This window comes from Microbacterium sp. H37-C3 (assembly GCF_027157935.1).
Taxonomy (GTDB): Bacteria; Actinomycetota; Actinomycetes; order Actinomycetales; family Microbacteriaceae; genus Microbacterium; species Microbacterium plantarum.
Map to the genome: position 1 here is coordinate 67241 of NZ_JAPVLR010000005.1, position 25466 is coordinate 92706.

A 25466-nucleotide genomic window follows, 5' to 3' on the forward strand; every position below is an offset into this window, starting at 1 on the left:
GGCCTTCACCTGGCAGCCCCCGCCCCATCCCGTGCGCTGAGTGGGCACAACCTGCCAACCCAGCCTGAGCCCGCGCCCACCCGCGAGGCCCGGGCCTAACCGCGGGCGACACGCGACCGATAGTCCGTGGCGTGCAGACCGTGCCGACCGCCCCGAGCGTGCGAACCGAGGATGCCGCGACCGCGGCCCCGGAACGCTACGACTTCGGCCGACCCGCGGCGCTGTCCCGTGAGCACACGCGCGCTCTGGCGGGGGCCTTCGACGCGTTCGCGCGCCAGTGGGCGATGCTCCTCGCCGCGAAGGCTCGCGTGCGCGCGCACATCGCCCTCGAACGGGTGAGCCTCGAGACCTACGACGAGTACGTCGCGACGATCCCGCCGACCACGACGCTCGTGCTGTGCTCGGATGCGACCTCGGACGATCGTGCGGTCATCGAGTTCCCGCTGCCGTCGGCCCTGTCGTGGATCGTGAAGATGCTCGGCGGCGACGGCTCGCAGCGCCCCGAGGCCCGCGCCCTCACGGCGATCGAGCAGGCGCTCATCCGGTCGCTGATGGACGAGACCCTCGGCCACCTGCGCACAGCCCTCGGCTCCCTCCTGCCTCGCGAGCTGAGCGTCGGCGCGGTGCAGTACAACGCGGCCTTCGCTCAGGTCGTCGGCGGTCAGGACCTCGTGGTCGTGGCCCGCTTCTCGATGCGTCTGGCCGACCGCACCGAGACCGCGACGATCGCCCTCCCCGCCGCGACACTGCTCGAGCGCCTGTCCGACAGCGCCTCGGCGCCGCGGGCGACGAACGACCCGGGCCTCGTCCGCCGGCACGTCGAGCAGACGCCCGTCGAGGTGACGCTGCGGCTCGCGCCGCGTGCCGTCCGCCCCGCCGAGGTGCTCGACCTCGCCGTCGGCGATGTCATCTCGCTCGCGCACGCCGCCGACCGCCCCCTCGATCTCACCGTCGACGAGCAGGTCGTCGCTTCCGCCGCCGTGGGATCTCATGGCGCGCGGCTCGCGTGCGTCGTGACGGCATCCGATCTCTCCCCCGCACTGTCCGAGGAGTCGCCATGACCAGCACCACCACCCATGAGGCCGCAGCCGCAGCCGCGTTCGCCGACCGGCTGCCCACCGCCTCGCGCATCACCGCCCGTCCCGGGACGAGCGCGGGCGAGACCGGCGACGCGGTCATCGTCTCGTCGGTCGGCGACACGAGCGCCGCGCTCGCGGTCGTGGTCCTCGATGAGTCGGCGCTCCTCGGCGCGGACGCCGCCCTGCCGCTGCCCGAACGACTCCGCGACGCGCTCGACGCCGCGGCGACCGCCTTCGGCCCGAGCGTGCTCGGCGAGGCGACGATCGGAGACGCCTCGGCGCTCTTCGCGCACCCCGCCGCGCAGGTGTTCGACCTCGTCGACGAGGATGCCCGCGTGATCGGACGCCTCGCCGTGCGCGTGTCGCACCCCGCGGCGGCCTCGCCGCGCCGCCTGCAGCGCATCGCCGGCGTCGAGATGGAGCTGACCGTCGAGGTCGGTCGCACCCGCATGACCGTCCGCGACGTACTCGATCTCGAGCCCGGGCGCATCATCGAGCTCGACCGCTCGGCCGGCGCCCCCGCCGACGTCAAGCTCAACGGGCGGCTGATCGCCCATGGCGAGATCGTCGTCGTCGACCAGGACTACGCGGTGCGCATCACGCGCATCATCGAGAACGCGGAGGCCTGAGATCGACGATCTGCTGCTCGCGCTGCGCGTCGTCGTCTCCCTCGGCGTCGTGCTCGCGATCGTGTGGGTGCTGCAGCGTCGCTTCTCTCGCGGCAGCACTAACGGAGCACGCGCGAACCGCCCGCGAGGCCTCAAGTCGACACGTTCGGATGCCGTCGCCGACATCACCGTCGTCGCCAAGCGCGGCATCGGGCCGAAGGCCCAGGTCGCCGTGGTCGAGATCGATGGGGCCCGTTACGTGCTCGGCATCACCGAGGGCGGGGTGTCGATGCTCGACCGCATCGACCCGACGCCGGGCACCACGTCGGGGCCCCACGCGACAGCGGATGCCGCGCACGGCGACGACACGGCGCGCCCAGTCCTGCGGGATGTCGCGGACGACGCGCCCCTCGCACCGCCCGTGCCCCTGCTCCGTGCGCAGGCCCGCGCCGAACGCACTGCCCGCACCACCCGCCCGGCGACCATGACCGCGCGTGATGCCGCACAGGTGCTGCGCCGGGCCCTGGGCGCGTGATCTCCGGCGGCGCGCTCGGCGCGCTCGTGCTCGTCGCCGCCTCGACGCCCCCGCCGAACGGCGGCATCTCCGTTGACATCAACGGCATCGACGGCACACCCTCGTCGTCGGTCCTGACCCTCATCGGCATCACGCTGCTGTCGGTGGCCCCGGCACTGCTGCTCATGATGTCGTCGTTCACGAAGATCTTCGTGGTGCTCGCGATGACCCGGAACGCCCTCTCGCTGCCCACGATCCCGCCCAATCAGGTGCTCGCCGGCCTCGCCCTGTTCCTCACCCTCTTCGTGATGTGGCCGGTGCTGACCGAGATCAACACGGTCGCCGTTCAGCCCTACGTCGACGGCTCGATCACGTTTACCGATGCCGTGGGCGTCGGCGCCGACCCACTGCGCACCTGGATGCTGTCGTTCACGCGCGAGGAGGATCTCGCGCTCATGACCCGGTTCGCGGGCGCCGAGAACCCCGAGGACCCGGCGAGCGTCCCGATGATCACCCTCATCCCGGCGTTCATGATCTCGGAGCTGCGCGCGGCCTTCATCATCGGCTTCGTCATCTTCGTGCCGTTCCTCGTCATCGACCTCGTCGTCGCCGCAGCGCTGATGTCGATGGGCATGATGATGCTCCCGCCGGTGATGATCTCGCTTCCCTTCAAGATCCTGCTGTTCGTGCTCGTCGACGGGTGGGGACTCATCCTCCGCACCCTCATGGAGAGCTACGGAGCGGGCGGATGACCGGGGGTACGCGTGAACCCTGAGGCCGTCCTCGACATCGGCATGGAGGGCGTCGTGCTCGCCGCGAAGCTCGCCGCTCCGCTGCTCATCACGGCACTCGTGGTCGGCTTCGCCATCTCGCTCCTGCAGTCGATCACGCAGATCCAGGAGGTCACGCTCTCGTTCGTGCCGAAGGCCGTCGCCGTCGCGATCGCACTCGTCGTGTGCGGGCACTGGATGATCGCCGAGGCGATCGCCTTCACCCACACCATGTTCGACCGCATCCCGCACCTGCTCTCGGGCGGTTGAGATGCAGCTGCTCCTCGACTTCGCCTGGATCGAGGCCACCGGACTCGCCGCGGTCCGCACGACCGCCTTCGTCTTCACCGCCCCACCCTTCTCGTACGGCGCCTTCCCCGCGCGCATCAAGGCGATGGTCGCGATCGGCGTCGCCCTCGCTCTCAGCGGCACGGTGGCGCCGGGCTACCAGAGCCTCGGCACCGGCCCGTTCTTCCTCGCCCTGACCGCTCAGGTCGTCACGGGGGCGCTGCTCGGATTCCTCGTGATGACGTGCTTCGCCGTCGTGCAGTCGGCCGGCGGGCTGATCGACGTCTTCGGCGGCTTTCAGCTCGCGCAGGCCTTCGATCCGCAGATGAACGTCAACGGCGCCCAGTTCACGCGCCTGTTCCAGATGATCGCCCTCGCCCTGCTCTTCGCGAGCAACGGCTACCAGCTCATCCTCGCGGGGCTCGCCCGGAGCTTCACGGCGATCCCCGTCGATGGGGTCCTCGACCTCGCCCGCCCGGCCGAGCTGCTGGTCGACACCGCGTCGCAGCTGCTCGTCGCCGCGCTGCAGATCGCCGGTCCCCTGCTGCTCGTCCTCTTCCTCGCCGACATCGCGCTCGGGCTCGTCAGCCGCGTCGCCCCCGCCCTCAACGCGTTCGCGCTCGGCTTTCCCCTGAAGATCATCCTGACCTTCCTCCTCGCGGGAAGCGTCATCCTCGCCCTGCCCGCCGTCGTCGGGGCGCTCACCGACCAGGCGACCGGGCTGCTGATCGGCGGAACCCGATGAACGGCGGCGCGTCATGAGCAGCGACAGCGGGGAACGCACCGAGCAGGCCAGCCGCCGGCAGCTGCGCGAGGCACACCGCAAGGGCAAGCTGTCGCGCAGCCAGGACCTGTCCGCCTGGCTCGCGATCGGCACGGTCGCGCTGGTCCTCCCCGCCATGATCGGAGCGGGTGCGGATGCCGGGGCCGCGCAGTTCGTCGAGATCGCCGCCGTGATCCGCCACCCCGACCCCGAGCACGCCGTCGCCGTCCTGTCGTCGGCCCTCGGCAGCATCCCGGCCATCCTGGGCACGGCGCTGCTGGCCGTCGCGATCGTCGCGATCGTCGGGTCGGTCGCCCAGGGCGGCATCCATCTGCGCGGCGTGCCGGCGCGCTTCGAGCAGTTCAACGTGCTGAACGGCGTCAAACGGCTGTTCGGCGTGCAGGCGCTGTGGGAGGGCGCGAAGGCGCTGCTCAAGACCGCCGCGATCGGCCTCGCCCTGTGGTTCGTCGTCGCCGGGCTCATGCCCGTGCTGACGATGAGCGGCGCCCACCCGATCACCCGGCTGCTCGAGATCGCCTCGAACGTCGTAACCGCGCTGCTCATCACCGCGGTCGCCGTCGGCGTGCTGCTGGCCGCGATCGACGTCCTCGTCGTCATGCGGCGCAACCGCAAGCACACCCGCGTCACCAAGAAGGAAGCGCGCGACGAGCACAAGAACTCCGAGGGCGACCCGCTCATCCGCAGCCAACGCCGCGCCCGGCAGATGGCGATGAGCCGCAACCGCATGATCGCCGCCGTCGGAGATGCGGATGTCGTGCTCGTGAACCCCACGCACATCGCCGTCGCCCTGCGCTACGAGCCGGGCAAGTCGGCGCCGCGCGTCGTCGCGAAGGGGCAGGGCCTCATCGCCGAGCGCATCCGCGAGCGGGCGCACGAGGCCGGCGTCCCGCTCGTCCGCGACATCCCGCTCGCCCGTGCCCTGCACGGGGCGTGCGAACTCGGCCAGGAGATCCCCGGCGATCTCTACACCGCCGTCGCCCGCGTGCTCGTCTTCGTCGACGGGCTCAAGCGCCGCGGCGCGGCGCGCGGCGTCCACACCGTTCCCGAGAGGAAGGCACCCCGATGAACATCCTGAGAAGGTCGCTCGTGCCGATCGGGGTCGTCGGCATCATCATGCTGCTGATCGTGCCGGTGCCGCCGCCGATCCTCGACGTCCTGATCATCACCAACATCCTGTTCGCCCTGCTCATCCTGCTGACGGCGATGTTCGTGAAGCGGCCGCTCGATTTCGCGGTCTTCCCCTCGCTGCTGCTGGTGGCGACGCTGTTCCGGCTCGGCCTGAACGTCGCCTCGACGAAGCTCGTGCTGGGCGAGGCGCACGCGGGGCAGGTCATCGACGCGTTCGCCGCGATCGCCGTGGGCGGATCGCTCGTCATCGGCATCGTGGTGTTCCTGATCCTCATCGTCATCCAGTTCGTCGTCGTGACGAAGGGCGCCGAGCGCGTCGCCGAGGTGGGCGCCCGGTTCACCCTCGACGCCATGCCCGGCAAGCAGATGGCGATCGACGCCGACCTCAACGCCGGCCTCATCAGCGACGCCGAAGCGCGGCGCCGGCGCGCCGAGATCGCGGCGGAGGCCGACTTCTACGGCGCGATGGACGGCGCCTCGAAGTTCGTCAAGGGCGACGCGATCGCCGGACTCGTCATCATCATCATCAACCTCGTCGGCGGCGTCGCGATCGGCATGCTCTCGAAGGGCATGGAGGCGGGAGAGGCCCTCAACACCTACGCCCTCCTGACGATCGGCGACGGCCTCGTCACGCAGATCCCCGCGCTGCTGATGGCGGTCGCGACGGGCATGATCGTCACCCGCTCGGGAGCGGAGTCCGACATGGGCACGGCCGCGGCGGCGCAGCTGACGCAGTCGCGCAACGCCCTGTCGATCGCGGGCGGCGCCGCGATCGTGATGTCGTTCATCCCCGGGATGCCGATGCTGCCGTTCCTCGTCATCGGCGCCACCCTGCTGCTCATCGCACAGCGGGTCGGCCGGCGCGAGCAGACGCAGGCGGACGAGGACGCCCCCGCCGTCGACCCGCGCGGCGCCGTCGACACCCCCGAGGAGCTGGCCGAGCGGATGCGGGTCCACGCGCTCGAGATCCTGCTCGCTCCCGACATCGTCGACCTCGTCACCGGCGGTCCCGACGACCTGCTCGGACGCGTGCGGTCGCTGCGGCGCAAGACCGCGCTCGAGCTCGGACTCATCGTTCCGCCCGTGCGCACGCGCGACAGCATCGAGCTGCCGCCCTCGACCTACGTCATCCGGGTCGCCGGGGTCGAGGCGGGTCGCGGCGTCGCGCCCCGGGCTTCGCTCCTCGCGCTCGGGTCGGGCCTCGAGACCCTGCCCGGGCGGGCGTCGCCCGACCCCGTGTTCGGCATCGACGGGAAGTGGGTTCCCCTCGAGATGCGGCACAGCGCCGAGCTCGCCGGAGCGACCGTCGTCGACCGCGCGAGCGTCATCATCACCCACCTGTCCGCGGTCATCCAGGCCCACGCCGCCCGGCTGCTCAGCCGAGAGGACGTGCGTCAGCTCACCGAGACGCTGCGCCAGTCCAGCCCGGCAGCGGTCGAGGAGCTCACGCCGGCGCTGCTCTCGCTGGCGGAGGTGCAGCGCGTGCTGCAGGGCCTGCTCGCCGAACGCATCCCGATCAACGACCTCTCGCGGATCTACGAGGCGCTCGCGCTGCGCGCCAAGACGACGACCGACCCCGACGCCCTGATCGAGGCGGCACGTCTCGCGCTCGGTCCCGCCGTGGCGACGCGCTTCGCCGAACAGGGGCGGCTACGCATCGTCATGATCGACCCCCTGCTCGAGCAGTCGATGCTCGAGGCGATGCGACCGAGCGAGGACGGTCCGCACATCGCCCTGGACCCGCACCGGCTCGAGGCGGTCGTGGCCTCGGCTCGCGCCGCCCTCGAGGCGGCCGGCCCGGGCCCCGAGCCTGTGCTCGTGTGTGCGCCGTCGCTGCGTTCCGCCGTACGGCGCCTCATCTCGTCGCAGACCGACGGGCTGCCGGTGCTGTCGTACACCGAGGCGACGGCCGGGGGCCTGGCGATCGACACGGTGGGCGTCGTCCGAGACACGATCGGCGACGCGCATGCCATCACGCCCGCGTGAGACTCGCGTCGAGCGCGCGGGGCGGGCACGGCTTCCGGAAAGTAGGGTGATCGAGTGCTGGTGTTGACGAGACGAGTCGGTGAGAAGGTGCTCATCGGCGACGACATCGAGCTCACGGTGCTCGAGGTCAAGGGCGACAGCGTCCGGCTCGGCATCGAAGCGCCGCGGTCGACCCGCATCCAGCGCGCCGAGATCGTGGCGGCCGTCGAGACCGAGAACGTCTCGGCCGCCCGCACGTCCGCAGACGAGCAGGCGGCGCTCCTGAACGCACTCGTCCGCCGCCAGGGCGGGGCCCCGACGGCGGACGGAGAGGGATGACGGCGGCGGGTCAGCCCGCGAGGGCGCCCGAGATCTCGTCGATGTTCTGCTGCATCCAGCCGACGTAGTCGACGCCGTCGGGCATGAGCTCGGTGAACTCGAGCACGGGGATGTTCAGCTCTCCGGCGACCTTCGTGATCTCCGTGGTCTCAGCGCCGCCCGTCTGCGCGTTGACGATCACGATGCGCACCTCGCCCGAACGCAGGATCTGCTGCGCCTCGAGGAGGGTCGCGGGAGGCACGTCCTGCCCCTCTTCGACGGCTTCGCTGAACGCCTCCGGAGTCGCGTTCTCCAGACCCGCCGCCGCGGCGAGGTACAGCGGCACCGGCTCGGTCACGAAGATCTTCTCGCCCTGGTGCGCCGCCGAGATGGTGTCGAGGGATGTCTCGAGGCCGTCGATCCGCTCGATGAGCGCCTTCGCGTTCGCCTCGAACGTGTCGGCCTGGGCCGCGTCGAGCTCACCGAGCTCGTGCGCGATGTCTTCGACGAGGTGAGCGATCGTGTGCGGGTCGTACCAGACGTGCTCGTTGAAGCCCTCGATGTGATCGTGACCCTCATGGTCGTGCTCGTGGTCGTGCTCGGCCTCGGCGCTCTCGTCCGCGGCGTGCTCATCCGCGGCGTGCTCGTCGGCGTGGCCCTCGGCGCCGGGGTAGTCGTGCGAGAACTCGACCGCCGTGAGCACCGGTGCCGTGCTGCCGCTCGACTCGACGAGCCCGTCGAGGAACGAGTCGTAGCCCCCGCCGTTCTCGATGATGAGGTCGGCCTGCGACACCGTCAGCTGGTCGCGCGCCGACGCCTCGTACGAGTGCGGGTCCTGCGCGAGCGAGGTCACGATCGAGGTCACCTCGACGGCGTCGCCGCCCACCTCGGCGGCCAGTGAGCCGTACACGTTGGTCGAGGCGACGACGCTGATCTTGCCGTCGTCCGAACCGCTCGCGGCCGGCGACGAGGTGCCGGCGCAGCCGGCGAGAGCGAGGGATGCCGCTGCCACGAGCGCGGCGGCAGGGAGGAGTCGACGGGTCATGCCGTCGATTGTACGTTACTGATAATCGTTCTCCGTACACGTCCGCTGGGAGGCCACCTTTCGGCGGACCGAAGGATTCGCTCGCCCGAAATGCTGTCAATCAGGGCTTTTCGTCATTTTCGACGGCCTGCGGCTGGCAAGCTCGAGAGCGGCCGATCTCCGTTCGACGGTGCCCGGGACGATCGCCCGCCATCCCGTCATCCCGCTTCGAGGAGGAGCCATGTCGCCCTGGGCGCTCTTCATCCTGGCCGTCGGCGTCTCGGCCGACGCCTTCGCCGTGGCTCTCGGGAAAGGCCTGCAGCTGCGGGCTCACGTCGTGCGCGGCGCACTCCTCATCGCCGGCGCCTTCGGCCTCGCGCAGGCGGTGATGCCGCTGATCGGCTGGCTGCTCGGCAGCACCTTCGCGGAGGCCATCGCCCCGTTCGACCACTGGATCGCCTTCGTCCTGCTCGCCGCCATCGGCGCGAAGATGCTGTGGGAGGCGTTCCGTCCCGACGATGACGACGCGGACGCGGCATCCGGCCTGTCGGCGCGCGAGATCATCCTGCTCGCTCTCGCGACGAGCATCGACGCCCTCGCCGTCGGGCTGTCCTTCGCCTTCCTCGACGTGCCGCTGTGGATCGCGGTCGTCTCGATCGGCCTCGTCACGTTCGCCCTGTCGTTCGTCGCCGTGCTGATCGGCCACCGCATCGGCACGCGGTGGCGCAAGCCCGCCGAGATCATCGGCGGCATCGTCCTCATCGGCATCGGCACCCAGATCCTCATCGAGCACCTGGTCGCCGGCTGACGGCCGGCCGTCGCGCGGGTCAGTCCGCGAGCTTCGCCTTGACGTATGCCACGACGGCGTTCGCGTGACCATGGCCCAGGCCGTGCTCGGTCTTGAGCGACTCGACGACCTGCATATGCGACCGGCCCTCGCCGAGCTGGTCCGCCGCGATGTCGAGCCAATGCTGGACCGGCAGGCCGTACGTCTTCTCGATACTCGGAAAGTACGACGCCGGCCCCTTCGGCTTGTTCGCGGGGTCGATGTCCGGAGCCGAAACGCGACGCTCACTCATGGGCCCGAGGCTACTCCCCCGCCCGGCGTCGAGAACGCACCGTCGCCGCGAGGGCGCACCGTCGAGGGTGCGTGTTCGCGACGACGGTGCGTTCTCGCACCCGCCCTGCGAGGACGCACCGCAGAGGGTACGCTAACCGGCGATAAGCTCAGCCCCGTGAGGGAGTTCTGGGACTCGGTGGCTGTATTCTTCGGATACGACCGATGGGAGTGGGGAACCGCCGCCGACTGGGTTGGAGCCGTCGGCACGGCCGGTGCGTTTCTATTCGGTTTCCTCATCTTCGCTCGGGACAAGCAGCGCCAGACCCGGGAGCTCGCGGACCGTTTCGCCACGTGGTTGGAAGAGGACGGCGAGACCGGCACGAAAACTCTCCACGCGCACAATGGCGCTGACCTCCCGGTCGTTAACGCGACGGCGGTGCTCCATCGTGCCGGCGCCCTCCACCGACGGGACGTGCCCGAGACCGCGCGGTCTATCAAAGCCGGCAGCTCCGCATCTATCGCGTTGCGCGGGAAAGACGCGGAAGCGACAAGGGTCTACATACAGTTCACGGACGGTGCCAGTCGCCGTTGGACCCGGGATCTTCTCACCGGTGGATACCTCAGCAAGTTCCAGCGGTGGCATCTCATCGGCCGACACCACCGGATCTAGTCGTTCGGTGCGCTCCCGTCCTCGTTGTCGATAAGCCCATAGGGCGGTCGCGATGGGTCTCCGGAGTAGCGAACGACGATGTTGCTATCGGCCCCCGCCGGCGGACCGTTGTCCACCATGACAATCTGCGCCGTGGGGTTTTTCTTCAACCAGACGTTCACGTGCTTATAGATATTCGATGCGATATTCACGCGCGCAGCGACAAGTTCGTCCGCTAGCTCCGCGTCAGCGTCCTGGGAAGGATTGTCGGGAAGGAGGTTCTGTTGCGGACTGTCGATCAGCAGGAAGCCCGGGTGGCCGCTCCCTTCCTCGACGGCGAGTTCGAACATACAAAGCGTCCACGCAAGAGCGATTAGAGTCATCGCGCCAGACGAGCCGACCTTGTCGTACCTCCGGCCCCGAACGTGCGGGACTAGGTTGCGCTCGATGTGAACCAGGTCAAGCTTCGGAAACTGAAAGTCTCGCAGGATGGCTTCCATGCGTGCGCCCAGGCGTGCGATGACGACGTCTCGGGGCGTGCTGGTGGCTGCATGCTTCCGTTGACGGTCCTTCTCCCCTGCCAGGTGCGCCTGAATGCGGCGATGCTCCCGCTCGATCTCCGCGTACTGTTCCATGACCCTCTCCGACTGCTTCAGTACGCGGATTGAGGACATGAGTTCCGTCTGCTTCTGCGATAGCTGGTCACGCGCGGCGAGGAACGGTGACACCGCGCCCCTGGTCGCGTTGTCGATAGCCGATTGGCGCTCCCGCACGACTCCGTGCGCGTGAGAAATTTCTCCCTCGAGCTTCGTGGCCTCGTGGCGGACTTCGTGGCTGAACTCCTTCAGCTGATTGAGGCGCCGAGTCAAACTCCGCCGTTCAGAAGCTAGGTCTACCTGGGGTGATTCGACCAGTTCGGCCTGCGACGTGCCGAGCGCCGGGGTCACGGTCTCATCGCACAAAGTGCATTGGCCAGCGATGAGTTCAACGCGCTTGGACAGCGTGGACTGGCACGCGGGGCATGTGGTGACTGTGAGGGAGTCGAACAAGGTCAAAGACTCGTCCAACAACTCCAACCGTCGGAGTTCATCCGCGTACTGTGCTCGCAGAGGCGCTAAGCGGCGCAGGAGAGTTTCCCGGTCGCGCAACCTTGTGGACAACTCATTTACGTCATTGACGGCCTGCTCGTAGTCTTTTCGTAGCTCCTCCGCGAAGCTCGATTCCGTTCGGAGGTGCGCGTCTGCGGTACGGCGCCGCGCCACCACCTGAGCGAGTTCCGCGTTCAACTCGTCCTTCTTGGCCGTGATCTGCTCCAGCGAGTCAAAATCGGCGTCATCCAGGAAGCGTCGCAGGGTGACGAGGCTCGTCCGCAGTTCCCGTTCTTGTGATGAGAGTTCATCAATCCGTCTATTGCGAGCGGACGCCTCGTCGTCGGTCGCTCCAAATAGCAGGTCGACCACCTGGTTGAGTTTGATAGACCGGTGCACGTTGCTTTCGAGTGCGAGGTCACCAAACCCCATGCGTCGGTTCGATAGGAACCATAGTGGTCGCAGGTCGAGGAAGCTCAGAACGCTCGTCTTCGACTCTTCTTGTGTCGGCGCTTGCTTCAAATGCAGTCCGCTCAGACCACACGCCCTCAACAGCCACTGTGACAGGGACTCGGGGTCCGCGGGGTCCGCGGCCAAGGGACGCAGGGGCACCTCGGACATGTCGTCGAAGGCACCGCCGTATAGCCAAGCCTTGGTGGAGCTGGGACCCAGAGGCCTGTCGATCACGTAGCCGATGTACCGCGGGGCATCCCCGTCGGTGGTCTCTGTGTCGAGAACGTCAATGGCCAGCTGCGCGGTGCGTACGTTCGCCATCACTTCCTCGTGCTCCGGGTGACCTTTGGCGCCCAGACACCAGTCGACGAACTCCAGAGCTGTGGTCTTGCCGGTTGCGATCTGGCCGGCGATGACACTGAGGTTCCGCGGACCTGGAGCCTCCGAGAAGTTGATTTCGTAGTCGCGTCTTGCCCCCACCAGCCGCAGTTTGCGGAGCCGCAGGGGTACGGGCTTACTCATTGGTCTCCATCCACAATGGGAACGATTCTGTTACGAGTTCGCCGGCGAGGTTCGTGTCGACGAGGTCGAAAAGTATTGGGTCAGCTTGCAACCATTGCTCGAGCTTCTTATAGAGGCCTTGGGGAGTGAGTTTCGCGACTTCTTTGACGATGAGTGTCGCACTTTGCCTGTACGCGTCGGCATAAACCGACACCAGTTCCCCAGCGGCACGTTTCCCTTCGGGTGTTATCGAGATCGTCCTGAATCCGTCCACGATGCGGACATCGGCGAGCGCTGTGGCGACGAGGAAGGCGAGGTCGGTAGAGATGCGGCCGCGGCGGGACGCGAACCGCTGGCCCGGCGACGCGTAGGACACGGAATGCATGCCGAACCCTAGAAGTTGCAGTTCCTCGCCACGGTCTGATTCGGGGTCGAACACGAGAAATGGGTTGGCGGCGAGGAAGTCGACAGCGGCGACCTTCTCCAAGTCGAGCGAGCGCCCGAGGCTCTCCGCCGCGTCCAGCGCCAACAGCAGTTGAGCGAACCGGAACTGTCGGTACGACTCCGGGCGCAGGTGGAAATGCACGGGAGATGCCGGGTCAGGCGCTGCCACTAGTTCCTCCTGTCGCGGCGACACCGAGCGGACTTGTCGTCCTCTCCTCGTTGTGCGTTGTTACGACGCTCCGCCAATCGCGAACCCACCCGGCCCTACCTGCCTCAACCGTCTGGTGCATGATGCCGACGCCGTGAATGGTCGATGCGCGCATACGGGCGCTGTAGTCCGCCCTATCTTCATGAATGAGGTCGGAGACCGCCTTCACCACACCAGGGAGCACGTTCTCATCTGAGGCGAGGCACGCCTCATTGAACACATCGGCCCATGTCGCATGCACTTGCATCCGCCATTCGCGCAAGAGTTCCTGTTCCGCGGGGACGCTCTTGTCGGATACTTCCCGGTTCAGGATCTCCGCGTTGAAAAACGCGGCCTTCGCTGGCCCCGTCTCGCTCACCTTTGCTTCCTTGAGTTGACGAACGAAAAGTGTGTTTTCATACTTCGCTTCATCATCGAGTTCCTGAACCGTCCGGGGTGCTGCGGCGAGAATCGAGCTGAGGTGCTCGCGTCGAATGGTCTCCCCTTCGCGACTGAGGAGGTGCCGGCGAATGGTGCTCGCGGTCCACAGGACGATGGTCACTCCTGTTTCCTTCTTGGTCGCTCTCGCCCACGCGTGCCATCGCTTCAGATCTGGGACTCCGAGCTCGGCCGGAAGAGCCAGGGTCCACCACTTGATCTGATACCCCCAGGAACCAGCAGCGCTCAGGGCTCGCCGGAACAGGCCGTCGACTTTCGCTCGGGTCTTGGTCGTGAAGTCGTTGATGTCGACGCCTGCCTGCCAGACGCGTATTCGGTCTCCACTGCCGAACTCGCCGGCGTACACCCCGCTTCCCCAAGTGGCGTCGTCGACGACGATGTCCTGAACATCTCGGTGGACGATACCGACCACGTCTCTGACGAGCGCCGTGAGACGCTCGCTGGCACGCTCGGCGTCCGTGTCAGCACGCAGTGCCTCGAATACGGCGGTCGGATCCGGTAACGGCCCGATCATTCGTTTCCCCCTGCTGTGGCCGCCCCGCGGCGGCCTCTTCGGATGATAGCGGGAGATATGACCGACCAGTCTTTAGTGCGGCAGGAGGACCACACCCAAGGCCCTGGTCAGCGCTAGTGGAGCTGAGTCCCGACCCGATAGTGCGACGATCTGGCCAGGACTTATTCAGCAGGATCTTGCGAGTTGTCCCGTCGTCGATGCCGGCCGCGTGCGCAATCTCGCGATCCGAGCGTTCGCCCATCACAGCCTTCAGGTTCAAACCGAACCGGCCCGCGGCCTCACCGACGGGATCTGTCGACGGGCCGTCCAGCGATCACGAAGACAGCGTGGCGGGCGTTGCCCGAGCTTCCTCACTTGCCATCTCGCAGCCTCCGACCCGCCAGCCCTGCGTCCACCGGGATCAACTAAGTCGTTGGGGGATCACCTTCGTTCGAGCGGTTCAACTTCGGTTGGAGAACAAGCGACCTTGAAGCCGTCCAATACGTCACTCGAGCAGCAGCGCGGGCTCCTCGAGCACGGAGGCCACGTCGGCGATGAACCGGCTCATGCCGTCGCCGTCGACGACGCGGTGGTCGAACGAGCCCGACACGGTCGTCACGTAGCGGGGACGCACCTCGCCGTCGACGACCCACGGCTTCTGCCGGATGGTTCCCATCGCGACGATGCCCGACTCGCCGGGGTTGATGATCGGGGTACCGGCATCCATGCCGAACACGCCGATGTTCGTGATCGTGATCGTGCCGCCCTGCTGCTCGGCGGGCGCGGTCTTGCCCTCGCGGGCAGTGAGGGTCAGCTTCTCGAGAGCGCGGGCCAGGCCGCGCATGTTGAGGTCCTGCGCGTCCTTGATGTTCGGCACGAGAAGGCCGCGCGGGGTCGCGGCGGCGATGCCGAGGTTGACGTAGTGGCGTACCCGGATCTCGGCGCCGTTCTCGGTCTCGACCCACGCGGCGTTCACCATCGGCGTCCGGCGCACCGCCCACACGACCGCGCGTGCCATGATCAGCAGCGGCGAGACCTTGATGTCGGCGAAGTCGGGCGACGCCTTCATCCGCTTGACGACCTCCATCGTGCGGGTCGCGTCGACGTCGGTCCACACCGACACGTGCGGTGCGGTGTGCGCGGAGTCGACCATGTGCTTGGCGGTGACCTTCCGGACACCCTTGACGGGGATCGTCTCCTCGCGGTCGTCGGCCGGCCCGGCCGAGATGACGGCCGGCGGGACGGGGATCGTCTGCTCGCGCACCTCGGATCGGGCCGGCGTCTGCAGGTTCCGGAAGACGGATGCCTGCGACGCGTGGTTCACGACGTCCTCGCGCGTCACCTCGCCCGCGGCGCCCGACGGCGTGACCGAGGCGAGATCGACGCCGAGGTCGCGTGCCAGCTTTCGGATCGGGGGCTTCGCCACGACGCCCACGGCCGCGCGCACGGGGGGCTCGGCGGGCTTGCGGCGGCGCGACTGCACCTGTCCGGCTCCGCCGTATCCGACGAGCACCGACCCGTTCTCCTCCGACGCGTCGCCGGCTGCCGCAGGCTTCTCGGCAGCGACGGCCGGGCTGCTCGCGGCATCCGCTCCTCCGGACCCACCCCCCGGGGCGATCGTGATGATCGCGGCCCCGACCTCGACGGTCGTCCCCTCGTCGACGAGCAGCTCGCCGACGGTTCCCGAGAACGGCGACGGCAGCTCGACGAGCGACTTCGCGGTCTCGATCTCGACGAGGACGTCGTTGACCGCGACCTCGTCGCCCGCGGCCACGCGCCACTGCACGATCTCGGCCTCGGTGAGGCCTTCGCCGACGTCCGGCAGGTGGAAGGTCTGGGTGCTCATGAGGGAATCCTCTCGCAGGCGCGTCGGATGGTCAGTAGGCGAGGGCGCGGTCGACGGCCTCGAGGATGCGGTCGGCGTCGGGCAGGTAGGCGCCCTCGAGCTTCGCCGCCGGGAACGGGACATCGAAGCCCGACACCCGCAGCACGGGAGCCTCGAGCGAGAAGAACGCCTGCTCCGTGACGGTCGCGGCGATCTCGGACCCCAGCGAGGTGAAGCCGGGGGCCTCCTGCCCGTAGACCATCCGCCCCGTGCGGCGCACCGACTCGACGATCGGGCCGTAGTCGACCGGCGACAGCGACCGCAGGTCGACGACCTCGCACGACACGCCCTCGCTCTCGGCGAGCGCGGCGGCCTGCAGCAGCACGTTCACCATCGCGCCGTGCCCGACGAGCGTGACGTCGGTGCCCCGCCGGACCACGCGCGAGGCGTGCAGCGGCAGTGCGCGTGCGGTGAGGTCGACCTCGCCCTTGGACCAGTAGCGCGACTTGGGCTCGAGGAACACGATCGGGTCGTTCGAGGCGATGGCGTCCTGGATCATCCAGTAGGCATCGTTCGGCGTCGACGGCGACACGACCCGCAGGCCCGCGGTGTGCGTGAAGTACGCCTCGGGGCTCTCCTGATGGTGCTCGACCGCGCCGATGTGGCCGCCGTAGGGAATGCGGATGACGACGGGGAACGTCATCCGTCCGTCGTGCCGGTTGGTGAGCTTCGCGAGCTGCGTCGTGATCTGGTCGAAGGCGGGGAAGACGAACCCGTCGAACTGGATCTCGCACACCGGGCGGAAGCCCGCCATCGCGAGGCCGATCGCGGTGCCGACGATGCCCGACTCGGCGAGGGGGGTGTCGAGCACGCGGCGGTCGCCGAACTCCGCCTGCAGCCCCTCCGTGACGCGGAACACGCCGCCGAGGCGGCCGATGTCCTCGCCCATCATGAGGACGTGGTCGTCCTGCTGCATCGCGGCGCGCATGCCCGCGTTGAGCGCCTTGCTGAACGGCAGCGTCTCGACGCTCATGCGCGTCCCTCCTCGAAGGATGCCTCGTAGTCGGCGAGCCACTTCCGCTGCCGGTCGATGAGCGGATGCTGCTCGCTGTAGACGTGCGCGAACATGCTGTCGGCCTCGGGAGCGGTGAGCTGGTTCGTGCGGACCCGGACGTCGTCGGCGTAGGCGGCGGCCGCGGCATCCACGTCGTCGAAGAAGGATGCCGACGCGCCGCGGCCCTCGAGATAGGCGCGCATGCGGGCGATCGGGTCGCGCTGCGCCCAGAAGGCCTCTTCGTCGCTCGTGCGGTACTTCGTCGGGTCGTCGCTCGTCGTGTGCGCACCCATGCGGTAGGTCAGCGCTTCGATCGCGCGCGGCCCCTCGCCGGAACGGGCCTCGTCGAGGGCGAGCTTGGTGACGGCGTAGCTGGCGAGCACGTCGTTGCCGTCGACGCGGATCGACGGCATCCCGTATCCGGCGCCGCGCCGCACGAGCGGGACTTTGGACTGCGTCGAGACGGGCACCGAGATCGCCCAGTGGTTGTTCTGCAGGAAGAAGACCTGCGGGGTGTTGTAGCTCGTGGCGAAGACCATCGCCTCGTGCACGTCGCCCTGGCTCGACGCGCCGTCGCCGTAGTAGACGATGACCGCTTCGTCGCGCTCGGGGTCGCCCGTGCCGGTGCGTCCGTCGAAGACCATGCCCATGCCGTAGCCGGATGCGTGCAGCGTCTGCGAGCCGAGCACCAGCGTGTAGATGTGGGTGTTGCCGTTCTTGGGGTCCGTCGGGTCCCACCCGCCGTGCGTGAGGCCGCGCATGAGCCGGATGATGTCGATCGGATCGACGCCGCGGATCGTGCACACGACGTGCTCGCGGTACGACGGGAAGAGGTGGTCCTGGGGTCGGGCCGCACGCGCGGAGCCGACCTGAGCGCCCTCCTGCCCGAAGGACGGCGGCCAGAGGGCGAGCTGCCCCTGGCGCTGCAGGTTCGTCGCCTGGCGGTCGAAGGCCCGCACCGTCACCATGTCGCGGTAGAACGTTTCGAGCTCGGACTCGGAGAGCGCCTCGATCACCGGCAGGTAGCGTTCGGCTTCGGGCGACGGGTCGAGTGAGCCGTCGGCCGCGAGGACGCGGACGAGAGCGGGATCGAGTTCTGCGTCGGTCACCCTCCCACGCTAACGCCCCCGGTATGGCCCCATCTGCATGCGGTCGACAACGGATGCCGCGATTCGCGGTGGGCGCGGTACAAGCCAGGCGGGTCGGGCGGGCGGGGCCCGGATGCAAGGGATCGTGGCCGACACCCCGGGCGGGCGGCATCCCCACCGGGGTGTCGTGACAGATACCTTGCATCGCGGTTCGTCGAACGGAAGGGCCGGGATGCCGCGGGCCGACGGGTTAAGGGGCGGTGAGAGGATCGGCGGATGACGTCGTCCTTCGAGATCGTGACCCGCGCCGCGGTGCCGGCGGAGGCCTTGTTCGACGCATCGCGTGACATCGGGGCCCACGTCGCGTCGATGCGCGGCACCGGCGAGCGCGCGATCGATGGGGTGACGAGCGGCCTGATCGGGCTCGATGAGACGGTGACCTGGCGGGCGTGGCACTTCGGCATCCCGTTCCGGATGACGTCGCGGGTCACCGCGCTCGAGCGTCCGCACCGCTTCGTCGACGAGCAGATCGCCGGCCCGTTCCGCCTGTTCCGCCACGAGCACCTCTGCGTCGAGCGCGACGGGATGACGGTCATGACCGATCGGGTCACCCTCGCGTCGCCCGTCCTCGGCCGACTCGCCGAACGCCTCGTGCTGGTGCCCTATCTGCGCCGGCTCCTCACCCGGCGGGGCGAGCATCTCGCGACGACGCTGTCCGGCTGACCCGGGGCTCTGCGCACCCGCGTCGCGCGCGTGCCCCGTTGCAAGGGATCCTGACCGACACCCCGCCGCCACGGCATCCGGATCCGGGTGTCGCCGGCGGGGTCTTGCATCCGCGCACAGGCGCCCGGGGCGCGGGGTGGGATGCTGGTCGCATGAGCCTGCCGCACCGCGATGAGTGGGACGCCCGTCCGCGAGGCTTCCGTCGATTCGAGGGAACCGTGCGCGTGGGATCGGGGGATGCCGCGTGGCGGCAGGCCCGGGCCGACCTCCTGGCTTGGCGCGTCAAGACCCGCAGCGGATTCCGGGTGGTGCCCGACGTTCCTGCCGTGGTCGGCGGGCGGCACTGGCTCGAGGTCGGATGCGGGCCTCTCACACTCCGCGAGCCGGTCGAGGTCGTCGCATTCGTCGACGAGCCGGATCGAGTCGGGTACGTCTACCTCGCGCTGCCCGGCCACCCGCTCGAAGGCGAGGAGACGTTCCTCATCACCCGGCGCGGCGACGAGGTGCTCTTCACGCTGCGATCACTCTCGCGGCCGGCGCCGACCTCGTTCTGGCGGCTCGCTTATCCGGCGGTCCGCGTCGTGCAGGTGATCGTGCGAACGCGCTACCTCAGCGCCTTGAGCCGAGGCGGCCGTACCGGGCGTTAGCGAGCCGCGGCCCCGCCGCGCCGTTCAGCCGACGACGGATGCCGCGGCCGCGACGATCCGCTCGATCGACTCCTCCTCGCCGATCGAGATGCGCACTCCGTCGCCGGCGAACGCTCGCACGATCAGTCCGGCCGCATCGAAAGCCTCGGCGATCTCGAGGGCTCGCTCGCCCGCGGGCAGCCACACGAAGTTGCCCTGCGCGACCGGGATGTCCCACCCCGCCTCGCGCAACCGGTCGGCGAGCGCATCGCGTCGCACGGCGATGTGACGCACCCGCTCGAGCAGCTCGTCCTCGGCGTCGAGGCTCGCGAGCGCGGCTTCCTCAGCCTGGGCCGTGACCGAGAGCGGGATGCCGGTGCTGCGCGCCGCATCGAGGATGCGGTGGTCGCCGATGGCGTACCCGACGCGCAGTCCGGCAAGACCGTATGCCTTCGAGAACGTGCGCAGGACCACCACGTTGGCGTGGCCCGCGGCGAGCACGGCAGCGCCGGTCACGGCATCCGGATCGGTCACGAACTCGGCGTAGGCCTCGTCGAGGACGATGAGGACGTCGGAGCGAACGCGCGCCACGAACGCATCGAACGCCGCCTGGCTCACGACGGGACCGGTGGGGTTGTTGGGGCTGCAGACGATGATCATCCGCGTGCGGTCGGTGACGGCATCCGCCATCGCGTCGAGATCGTGCCCGGCGTCGGCGGTCAGCGGCACCGCGACGGCGGTTGCCCCGGCGACGGCGGCGAGCCCGGGATAGGCCTCGAACGATCGCCAGGCGAACATGATCTCGTCGCCCGGGCCGCTCGTCGCCGAGGCGAGCTGGTAGAGGATCGACACCGAACCGGCGGCGACGTGCACGCCGTCGGGCGCGACCGCGTAGCGATCCGCGAGCCGCGCGCGCAACCGGCCCGCCGAGGCGTCGGGGTAGCGGTTGAAGGTCGTCGCCGCGCGCACGGCCTCGACGACGCCGGGCAGCGGGTCGAACGGGTTCTCGTTGCTCGACAGCTTGAAGGCGTCGGCGGAGGCCTGACGGCCCTGGCGGTATGCGGGCAGCGCCGCGATCTCGGGTCGGATGCGCACGGGCAGGTCGGTCACGATGCGAGTCTACGGATGCCGCCACCTCCGCCGGATGACGGATCGAAGGCCCCGTGGGAGACTGTCGGCACTATGAGCCTCATCATCCGCCTGATCGTCAACGCCTTCGCGGTCTGGATCGTGACGCTGATCCCGGCGCTGGAGGTGTCGGTCGTGGCGTTCCCGCCGGGCGGCGACCTGCAGCTCGTCCTCACGCTGCTGCTGATCGCGCTCATCTTCGGACTCGTCAACGCGATCGTCGGCACCGTGTTGAAGGTGCTGGCGTTCCCGCTGTACATCCTCACCCTCGGGTTGATCTCGTTCGTCATCAACGGCTTCCTGCTGTGGCTCACCGGCTGGGTCACCTCGGGCTGGGACTGGGGCCTGCGCATCGGCGGCTTCTGGCTCGCGGTGCTCGCGGCCATCGTCATCGCGCTGATCAACTGGGTCGCCGGCATCCTGTTCCGTCCTCGTCGCGACCGCGACCGCGACCGCCGCTGACGCCCGCACGAGCGCACGCACGCGCCATCAGTCGGGCCTTCGCACGCGGTAGGTCGTGACCTCGGCGGGCTCGTCGCCCCCGAAGGCCGCGATGCGCTCCTGGATGTCATCGACGCGGGGATCGCCCGAGGCGTCGGCGAGAGCGGCGGTGTCGGCGTAGGCGTCCATCGAGTGGGCGCCGAGGGCGACGTCCGCCATGCCGGGCGGCGGATCGGCGACCCGTTCGACGACGACGCTGCCCGCCGCGCCGGCGCGATCGGGGTGACCGCCCGACTGCAGGGCCGGGACGAGATCGTCGGTGTGCCGCACCGTGACCTGCAGCGTGGCGTCGCCGGGATCCGCCTGCACGGGAGAGCCGAAGGTCACGTTGCCGACGACGCGGAAAGGTCCGCCCACGGTGAGCCGTGACGTGATCGCGCCGCCCTGCGAGTACCCGACGGCGAGCACGGCGTCTCCCGGCTGCGCGCCAGCGGCGCGGAGGGCGCTGACCACCGATTCATACGACGCCGAGCTGCGGCCCGCGTAGAGCTGCACGTTTGATGACATGTCGAAGGGCTCGCGGCCGCCGAACCCGAGCGGCGATCGGGTTCCCGCGACGTAGACGGCGAAGCGGCGCTCACTTCCGTCACCTCCGTAGCGCTCGACACGGATCTGGTCGTCTTCTTGAGGGATGCGAGCAGCGAGCGCAGCGAGCGTGGTCGGAGCCGCCCCCGCCACGGGCGCCGCTGATCGCGTGACCTCGACGAGCGGCGGCGACGCGTTCCCGCCCCGGTCGGGCGTCGCACGCCCCAGGCCCAGGGCGCCGAGCGCCGTCAACGCGAGGCCGCTGCCCGCGACGGCGGCCCCGCCCAGCAGCCCGAGCGGCACGACAGCGCCGCCGATCTGGCGCTGGAGCTCGCCGTGCCGCAGCAGCGGCCACGTCGCCAGTAGCAGGTCGGCGCGTGCGGCCGCCTCGGACGAACGCTCGCGCGCCTCGTCGATGCGCCGGTCGAGCGAATCCGTCACCCGCCGGTCACCGCCGGCAGCGGCCCGACGCGCCGCCTCGAGCTCGACGATGTCGTAGACGTCTGCGGCATCCCGCAGTTTTCCGGCGAGGGCGGATGCCTCGGCCGAGAGCTCGTCGAGGAGTCGTGCGAGGTCGGCGCCGAGCGCCGCCGCGGGCCACGCGGTCGCCTCGTGCGCGGCGAGCTCGCGCGTCGTGGTCTCGAAGGCGCGGCCCAGTCCACCGCAGCCCGTCGACAGGCTCACGAGCACGGCGGCCGCCATCCGGAGCCGCTCCGTGTCCACCGCGATGACCCCGCCATCGCGGATGTCGAGGGAGTCATCGCTCACGGGCCACCCATCACGAGGCGAGCCTGCACGTGGCGCAGTTCGTCGTCGAGGCGTTCGATTCGGGCGGAGGCGTCATCCGTTCGCGCGCGCCAGTCGGCGAGGCGGTCACGGTAGCCGCGGGCCGCGCGGGCGCGCCAGGCGGTGTCGTGGTCGAGGTCCGCCGCGCCGCGACGGATCGCGTCGAGCTCGTCGCGCAGAGCGGGGAGCCGTGCCCGCAACGACGCGATCATCTCGAGGGTCCGCGCTGCGGCGGACTCGCGTCCGAGACCGGAGGAGAGGGGACCGGAAGAGAGGACGAGAGGCGAGGTCATCCCGCCACGATGCCCGCCCGCGCGGACGCGGCATCCTCATTCGACGCCACCGGGGACGAGCGCGTGCGCCGATACGTCTGTGCAGGAAAGGCTCCATCCTCCAGAATGGGACGGTGACCCGACGCGCCGAGCCCTTCCGCGTCATGTTCGTCTGCACGGGGAACATCTGCCGCTCCCCCATGGCCGACGTGGTCTTCCGCTGGTTCATCGACCAGTCCGGGCTCGGCGACCGCGTCGTGTCGGCGAGCTCGGGAACGGGCGACTGGCACGTCGGCGAGCCCGCCGACGGACGCACGCTCGAGGCGCTCGAACGCCGCGGCTACGACGGGCGGGGGCATCGGGCCCGTCGCTTCACGCTGACGGATTTCGATCGCTCCGACCTGATCGTCGCGCTCGACCGGTCGCACGAGCGCGTGCTGTCGAACTGGGCGCGCACGACGGCCGACACCGACAAGCTCGGGTTGCTGATGTCGTTCGACGCGCAAGCGGGAGGCGATCTGGACGTCCCCGACCCCTACTACGGCGACGCCGGAATGTTCGACGAGGTGCTCGCTATGATCGAGAGCGCGAGCCGGGCGCTCTTCCGGCAGCTCGAACCCGCGATCCGCACCACGTCCTGAGCGCCCGTTCACACTGAATGGAGCCTCGTGACCTCTCTGCCCCCGCAGCCCCTGAGCCCGCTCGACGGCCGGTATGCCGCCGCCGTCGGATCCCTCGCCGACTACCTCTCGGAAGCCGGTCTCAACCGCGCCCGCGTCGAGGTGGAGGTCGAGTGGATCATCGCCCTCACCGACCGGAGCCTGTTCGGCAGCTCACCGCTCTCTGATGAGCAGAAAACCCAGCTCCGTGGGCTCTACCGCGACTTCGGTCAGGCCGAGATCGACTGGCTCGCCGCGAAGGAAGCCGTCACTCGCCATGACGTGAAGGCCGTCGAGTACCTCGTCCGCGACCGGCTGTCGGCCCTCGGCCTCGACGCGATCGCCGAGCTGACGCACTTCGCGTGCACGAGCGAGGACATCAACTCGGCCTCCTACGCCCTCACCGTCAAGCGCGCCGTCGAGAACGTCTGGCTGCCGAAGCTGCATGCCGTCATCGACGCACTGGGCGACCTCGCCCGCGAGCACCGCGACGCCCCGATGCTCTCGCGTACGCACGGCCAGCCCGCCACCCCCTCGACGATGGGCAAGGAGATCGCCGTGTTCGCATGGCGCCTCGCCCGCGTCGCGAAGCAGATCGAGGGCGGCGAGTACCTCGCGAAGTTCTCGGGCGCGACCGGCACCTGGTCCGCGCACCTCGCGGCCGAGCCCGACGTCGACTGGCCCGAGCTCTCGCGCTCGTTCATCGAGGGACTGGGCATCGACTTCAACGTCCTGACCACCCAGATCGAGTCGCACGACTGGCAGGTCGAGCTCTACGACCGGGTGCGGCACGCCGGCGGCATCCTGCACAACCTCGCCACTGACGTCTGGACCTACATCTCGCTCGGCTTCTTCGCGCAGATCCCCGTCGCCGGCGCGACCGGGTCGTCGACGATGCCGCACAAGATCAACCCCATCCGGTTCGAGAACGCCGAGGCGAACCTCGAGATCTCCGGCGGTCTGTTCTCGACGCTCGCGCAGACGCTCGTCACGAGCCGGATGCAGCGCGACCTGACCGACTCGACGACGCAGCGCAACATCGGCGTCGCCTTCGGCCACTCGCTGCTCGCCCTCGACAACCTGCAGCGCGGGCTCACCGAGATCTCGCTGTCGCGCGACGTGCTGCTCGCCGATCTCGACGCCAACTGGGAGGTGCTGGCCGAGGCGATCCAGACCGTCGTCCGCGCCGAGATCGCCGCCGGTCGCTCGCGGATCACCGACCCGTACGCGCTCCTCAAGGACCTGACCCGCGGTCGCCGCGTCGGCGGACCGGAGCTCGCCGAGTTCGTGCGCGGCCTCGACATCGGCGATGCCGCCAAGGAGCGCCTGCTCGCCCTGACCCCCGCCGGCTACGCCGGCCTCGCCGACGACCTGGTCTCACGCCTCGGTTGACGCCGAAAACGCACCGCCCCGCCGAGCACGCTCGGGGGGCGGTGCGTTTTCGTGTGAACGGTACGCGCTCGGCGGCTGAATCAGCGCCGGGGCGACGAGCCGGACGCCGAGTCGTCGGGGGTCTCCGACTCGTCGGGGTACAGCACGGGGCGGTCGACGCGCTTGCTCACCTGAGCAGGATCGACGGCGAGCATCAGCAGCGCGATGATCACGAGCGTCGCGATGAAGGCGATCCCCGCCACGATCAGGGCGACGACCACGGCACGCTCGACGGACTCGCGCGGGAGCGCCTGGAACGCGCCCATCGACACGAGGGTGATGACACCCGAGAAGATCGCCGCGACGAACGCGAGGCCCAGCAGCTGGACCGGACGCATGATCTCGCGGCGGGTGGGGTGTTCGCCGCTCACGATGCGACCTCCGGATCGGACGAGGGGGATGACGGGACGGATGCCGCGGGCGCGAGCTCCTCGCGCCGCGGCGAGAAGCCGGCGATTCCGAGGAAGACCGCCACGATCGCGGCGTAGCCGCCGAACAGCCCGACGCCGATGGTGATGCCGGTGAGCGTGAAGGCGCCGGCCTCCTCGATGACGTAATCGAGGCGGTAGGCCGGGTTGACCAGCAGCAGGCCGACCACCAGCAGGAGGGTGATCGCACCGATGAGCACCTCGTCGCGCGCGGCCGGAGCTCCGGAGCGGCGACCGCGGATGCCGCCGATCAGCTCTATGGCCCCCGTGATCGCGGCCCACGAGATGACGATGACGAAGAAGCCGGTCGTCGTCCGCAACGGCGGGATGCCAGCGAGGATCGCGGCGACGAGGGTGACCGCCCCGAGGGCGATCGGCAGCGCACGCCGGCCCGCGCGGCGCGTCAGCCACGCTCCGACGAAGAAGACGATCGCCGTCGCGGTGGCGAACCCGCCGAACACCGACATGCCCACGGCGGCGGAGTGATCGGGCGAGAACGTGATCATGACGGCGGCGACGGCCGCGAAAAGGGCGCGCGCGAGCTGGACATGCCGCACCTCGAAGGTGCGGGCGGCGGATGCTGCAGACACGGCGGACTCTCGCGTTTC

General features: G+C 69.4%; 29 protein-coding genes. 16 read left to right on the forward strand and 13 right to left on the reverse strand.

Features of this window, described 5'->3' with window-relative positions; genetic code table 11:
- Positions 1-131: 131 nt before the first annotated feature.
- The 9 genes from O1W71_RS13390 to csrA are packed head-to-tail and all read left to right on the forward strand — an operon-like array spanning position 132 to position 7475.
- On the forward strand, positions 132-1061 hold the full coding sequence (locus tag O1W71_RS13390; protein WP_112615233.1) for a flagellar motor switch protein FliM: 930 nt from the start codon (positions 132-134) through the stop codon (positions 1059-1061).
- Entirely contained in the window at positions 1058-1708 is a 651-nt protein-coding gene (fliN, locus tag O1W71_RS13395; RefSeq protein WP_269268333.1) for a flagellar motor switch protein FliN, read from the forward strand. The genes O1W71_RS13390 and fliN overlap by 4 nt, the downstream gene beginning before the upstream one ends.
- Before the next feature lie 49 nt (positions 1709-1757).
- Positions 1758-2222, forward strand: coding sequence for a flagellar biosynthetic protein FliO (locus tag O1W71_RS13400; protein WP_269268334.1), 465 nt, complete (start codon positions 1758-1760; stop codon positions 2220-2222).
- Positions 2219-2953 carry a flagellar type III secretion system pore protein FliP gene (fliP, locus tag O1W71_RS13405; protein ID WP_114588711.1) on the forward strand — a complete coding sequence of 245 codons (735 nt, stop codon included), beginning with the start codon at positions 2219-2221 and terminating at the stop codon, positions 2951-2953. Before O1W71_RS13400 ends, fliP begins: the two co-directional genes overlap by 4 nt.
- A gap of 12 nt (positions 2954-2965) precedes the next feature.
- On the forward strand, positions 2966-3241 hold the full coding sequence (gene fliQ, locus O1W71_RS13410; protein WP_023953659.1) for a flagellar biosynthesis protein FliQ: 276 nt from the start codon (positions 2966-2968) through the stop codon (positions 3239-3241).
- 1 nt (position 3242) lies between these two features.
- Positions 3243-4004: a flagellar biosynthetic protein FliR gene (locus O1W71_RS13415; RefSeq protein ID WP_112615241.1), complete on the forward strand. Its 762-nt coding sequence runs from the start codon at positions 3243-3245 to the stop codon at positions 4002-4004.
- 13 nt (positions 4005-4017) lie between these two features.
- Entirely contained in the window at positions 4018-5109 is a 1092-nt protein-coding gene (locus O1W71_RS13420; RefSeq protein WP_269268335.1) for an EscU/YscU/HrcU family type III secretion system export apparatus switch protein, read from the forward strand.
- On the forward strand, positions 5106-7157 hold the full coding sequence (locus tag O1W71_RS13425; RefSeq protein WP_269268336.1) for a flagellar biosynthesis protein FlhA: 2052 nt from the start codon (positions 5106-5108) through the stop codon (positions 7155-7157). Before O1W71_RS13420 ends, O1W71_RS13425 begins: the two co-directional genes overlap by 4 nt.
- 60 nt (positions 7158-7217) lie before the next feature.
- Positions 7218-7475 (forward strand): carbon storage regulator CsrA, encoded by a 258-nt coding sequence (gene csrA / locus O1W71_RS13430; protein ID WP_442924440.1) that lies wholly within the window; start codon positions 7218-7220, stop codon positions 7473-7475.
- 10 nt (positions 7476-7485) lie between these two features.
- Here csrA and O1W71_RS13435 read toward each other — a convergent pair whose 3' ends face one another.
- A complete protein-coding gene (locus tag O1W71_RS13435) occupies positions 7486-8499 on the reverse strand; it encodes a metal ABC transporter solute-binding protein, Zn/Mn family (RefSeq protein WP_269268338.1) in 1014 nt (337 codons plus the stop codon).
- A gap of 220 nt (positions 8500-8719) precedes the next feature.
- Here O1W71_RS13435 and O1W71_RS13440 point away from each other — a divergent pair, with 220 nt between their 5' ends.
- Positions 8720-9286 (forward strand): manganese efflux pump MntP, encoded by a 567-nt coding sequence (locus O1W71_RS13440; protein WP_269268339.1) that lies wholly within the window; start codon positions 8720-8722, stop codon positions 9284-9286.
- Positions 9287-9305: 19 nt separating this feature from the next.
- Here the strand turns inward: O1W71_RS13440 and O1W71_RS13445 are convergent, their stop codons facing one another.
- A complete protein-coding gene (locus O1W71_RS13445) occupies positions 9306-9557 on the reverse strand; it encodes a DUF4287 domain-containing protein (protein WP_210006505.1) in 252 nt (83 codons plus the stop codon).
- A 156-nt stretch (positions 9558-9713) separates the two neighbouring features.
- On the opposite strand from O1W71_RS13445, the gene O1W71_RS13450 reads away from it, so the two are divergent.
- Positions 9714-10208, forward strand: coding sequence for a hypothetical protein (locus O1W71_RS13450; RefSeq protein WP_269268340.1), 495 nt, complete (start codon positions 9714-9716; stop codon positions 10206-10208).
- Here O1W71_RS13450 and O1W71_RS13455 read toward each other — a convergent pair.
- The 6 genes from O1W71_RS13455 to O1W71_RS13480 form a co-directional block, all read right to left on the reverse strand.
- On the reverse strand, positions 10205-12250 hold the full coding sequence (locus O1W71_RS13455) for a hypothetical protein (protein ID WP_269268341.1): 2046 nt from the start codon (positions 12248-12250) through the stop codon (positions 10205-10207). The two genes, O1W71_RS13450 and O1W71_RS13455, sit on opposite strands and share 4 nt — an antisense overlap.
- On the reverse strand, positions 12243-12842 hold the full coding sequence (locus O1W71_RS13460) for a hypothetical protein (RefSeq protein WP_269268342.1): 600 nt from the start codon (positions 12840-12842) through the stop codon (positions 12243-12245). Before O1W71_RS13460 ends, O1W71_RS13455 begins: the two co-directional genes overlap by 8 nt.
- Positions 12829-13833, reverse strand: a complete 1005-nt coding sequence (locus O1W71_RS13465) for a hypothetical protein (protein WP_269268343.1) — start codon at positions 13831-13833, stop codon at positions 12829-12831. Before O1W71_RS13465 ends, O1W71_RS13460 begins: the two co-directional genes overlap by 14 nt.
- A gap of 484 nt (positions 13834-14317) precedes the next feature.
- Positions 14318-15658, reverse strand: a complete 1341-nt coding sequence (locus O1W71_RS13470; protein ID WP_269268344.1) for a dihydrolipoamide acetyltransferase family protein — start codon at positions 15656-15658, stop codon at positions 14318-14320.
- 31 nt (positions 15659-15689) lie between these two features.
- Positions 15690-16670 (reverse strand): alpha-ketoacid dehydrogenase subunit beta, encoded by a 981-nt coding sequence (locus O1W71_RS13475; RefSeq protein ID WP_269268345.1) that lies wholly within the window; start codon positions 16668-16670, stop codon positions 15690-15692.
- Positions 16667-17800, reverse strand: a complete 1134-nt coding sequence (locus O1W71_RS13480; RefSeq protein WP_269268346.1) for a thiamine pyrophosphate-dependent dehydrogenase E1 component subunit alpha — start codon at positions 17798-17800, stop codon at positions 16667-16669. Before O1W71_RS13480 ends, O1W71_RS13475 begins: the two co-directional genes overlap by 4 nt.
- A 255-nt stretch (positions 17801-18055) precedes the next feature.
- Between O1W71_RS13480 and O1W71_RS13485 the strand changes: the two genes are divergently transcribed.
- Positions 18056-18502: an SRPBCC family protein gene (locus tag O1W71_RS13485; RefSeq protein ID WP_269268347.1), complete on the forward strand. Its 447-nt coding sequence runs from the start codon at positions 18056-18058 to the stop codon at positions 18500-18502.
- Positions 18503-18654: 152 nt separating this feature from the next.
- Complete coding sequence (locus O1W71_RS13490; protein WP_269268348.1) at positions 18655-19149, forward strand: DUF1990 family protein; 495 nt, start codon at positions 18655-18657, stop codon at positions 19147-19149.
- Between the two features lie 24 nt (positions 19150-19173).
- Here O1W71_RS13490 and O1W71_RS13495 read toward each other — a convergent pair whose 3' ends face one another.
- Positions 19174-20238, reverse strand: coding sequence for a histidinol-phosphate transaminase (locus O1W71_RS13495; protein WP_112615269.1), 1065 nt, complete (start codon positions 20236-20238; stop codon positions 19174-19176).
- A gap of 72 nt (positions 20239-20310) precedes the next feature.
- Between O1W71_RS13495 and O1W71_RS13500 the strand changes: the two genes are divergently transcribed.
- The gene (locus O1W71_RS13500) at positions 20311-20718 is read left to right on the forward strand and encodes a phage holin family protein (RefSeq protein WP_023953629.1); all 408 of its coding nucleotides are present in this window, start codon (positions 20311-20313) and stop codon (positions 20716-20718) included.
- 27 nt (positions 20719-20745) lie between these two features.
- Here O1W71_RS13500 and O1W71_RS13505 read toward each other — a convergent pair whose 3' ends face one another.
- Both O1W71_RS13505 and O1W71_RS13510 read right to left on the reverse strand, forming a co-directional pair.
- On the reverse strand, positions 20746-22050 hold the full coding sequence (locus O1W71_RS13505; protein ID WP_269268350.1) for a hypothetical protein: 1305 nt from the start codon (positions 22048-22050) through the stop codon (positions 20746-20748).
- Entirely contained in the window at positions 22047-22361 is a 315-nt protein-coding gene (locus O1W71_RS13510) for a hypothetical protein (RefSeq protein WP_269268351.1), read from the reverse strand. The genes O1W71_RS13505 and O1W71_RS13510 overlap by 4 nt, the downstream gene beginning before the upstream one ends.
- A 143-nt stretch (positions 22362-22504) precedes the next feature.
- Between O1W71_RS13510 and O1W71_RS13515 the strand changes: the two genes are divergently transcribed.
- Together O1W71_RS13515 and purB are read left to right on the forward strand one after the other, a co-directional pair.
- Complete coding sequence (locus tag O1W71_RS13515) at positions 22505-22981, forward strand: low molecular weight protein-tyrosine-phosphatase (protein WP_112616901.1); 477 nt, start codon at positions 22505-22507, stop codon at positions 22979-22981.
- A gap of 27 nt (positions 22982-23008) precedes the next feature.
- Positions 23009-24391: an adenylosuccinate lyase gene (purB, locus tag O1W71_RS13520; RefSeq protein ID WP_112615277.1), complete on the forward strand. Its 1383-nt coding sequence runs from the start codon at positions 23009-23011 to the stop codon at positions 24389-24391.
- A gap of 80 nt (positions 24392-24471) precedes the next feature.
- On the opposite strand, the gene O1W71_RS13525 is transcribed toward purB, so the two are convergent.
- Complete coding sequence (locus O1W71_RS13525) at positions 24472-24801, reverse strand: amino acid transporter (protein ID WP_112615279.1); 330 nt, start codon at positions 24799-24801, stop codon at positions 24472-24474.
- Positions 24798-25448, reverse strand: coding sequence for an acyl-CoA synthetase (locus tag O1W71_RS13530; RefSeq protein WP_269268352.1), 651 nt, complete (start codon positions 25446-25448; stop codon positions 24798-24800). The genes O1W71_RS13525 and O1W71_RS13530 overlap by 4 nt, the downstream gene beginning before the upstream one ends.
- Between the last annotated feature and the right edge of the window lie 18 nt (positions 25449-25466).

Excerpts from the sequence above, each read along its gene's own strand:
- fliN (WP_269268333.1), top strand. The coding sequence starts at position 1,058 with ATGACCAGCACCACCACCCATGAGGCCGCAGCCGCAGCCGCGTTCGCC.
- O1W71_RS13415 (WP_112615241.1), top strand. The coding sequence starts at position 3,243 with ATGCAGCTGCTCCTCGACTTCGCCTGGATCGAGGCCACCGGACTCGCC.
- O1W71_RS13420 (WP_269268335.1), top strand. The coding sequence starts at position 4,018 with ATGAGCAGCGACAGCGGGGAACGCACCGAGCAGGCCAGCCGCCGGCAG.
- O1W71_RS13425 (WP_269268336.1), top strand. The coding sequence starts at position 5,106 with ATGAACATCCTGAGAAGGTCGCTCGTGCCGATCGGGGTCGTCGGCATC.
- O1W71_RS13435 (WP_269268338.1), bottom strand. The coding sequence starts at position 8,499 with ATGACCCGTCGACTCCTCCCTGCCGCCGCGCTCGTGGCAGCGGCATCC.
- O1W71_RS13440 (WP_269268339.1), top strand. The coding sequence starts at position 8,720 with ATGTCGCCCTGGGCGCTCTTCATCCTGGCCGTCGGCGTCTCGGCCGAC.
- O1W71_RS13445 (WP_210006505.1), bottom strand. The coding sequence starts at position 9,557 with ATGAGTGAGCGTCGCGTTTCGGCTCCGGACATCGACCCCGCGAACAAG.
- O1W71_RS13455 (WP_269268341.1), bottom strand. The coding sequence starts at position 12,250 with ATGAGTAAGCCCGTACCCCTGCGGCTCCGCAAACTGCGGCTGGTGGGG.
- O1W71_RS13465 (WP_269268343.1), bottom strand. The coding sequence starts at position 13,833 with ATGATCGGGCCGTTACCGGATCCGACCGCCGTATTCGAGGCACTGCGT.
- O1W71_RS13470 (WP_269268344.1), bottom strand. The coding sequence starts at position 15,658 with ATGAGCACCCAGACCTTCCACCTGCCGGACGTCGGCGAAGGCCTCACC.
- O1W71_RS13475 (WP_269268345.1), bottom strand. The coding sequence starts at position 16,670 with ATGAGCGTCGAGACGCTGCCGTTCAGCAAGGCGCTCAACGCGGGCATG.
- O1W71_RS13485 (WP_269268347.1), top strand. The coding sequence starts at position 18,056 with ATGACGTCGTCCTTCGAGATCGTGACCCGCGCCGCGGTGCCGGCGGAG.
- O1W71_RS13490 (WP_269268348.1), top strand. The coding sequence starts at position 18,655 with ATGAGCCTGCCGCACCGCGATGAGTGGGACGCCCGTCCGCGAGGCTTC.
- O1W71_RS13500 (WP_023953629.1), top strand. The coding sequence starts at position 20,311 with ATGAGCCTCATCATCCGCCTGATCGTCAACGCCTTCGCGGTCTGGATC.
- O1W71_RS13510 (WP_269268351.1), bottom strand. The coding sequence starts at position 22,361 with ATGACCTCGCCTCTCGTCCTCTCTTCCGGTCCCCTCTCCTCCGGTCTC.
- O1W71_RS13515 (WP_112616901.1), top strand. The coding sequence starts at position 22,505 with ATGTTCGTCTGCACGGGGAACATCTGCCGCTCCCCCATGGCCGACGTG.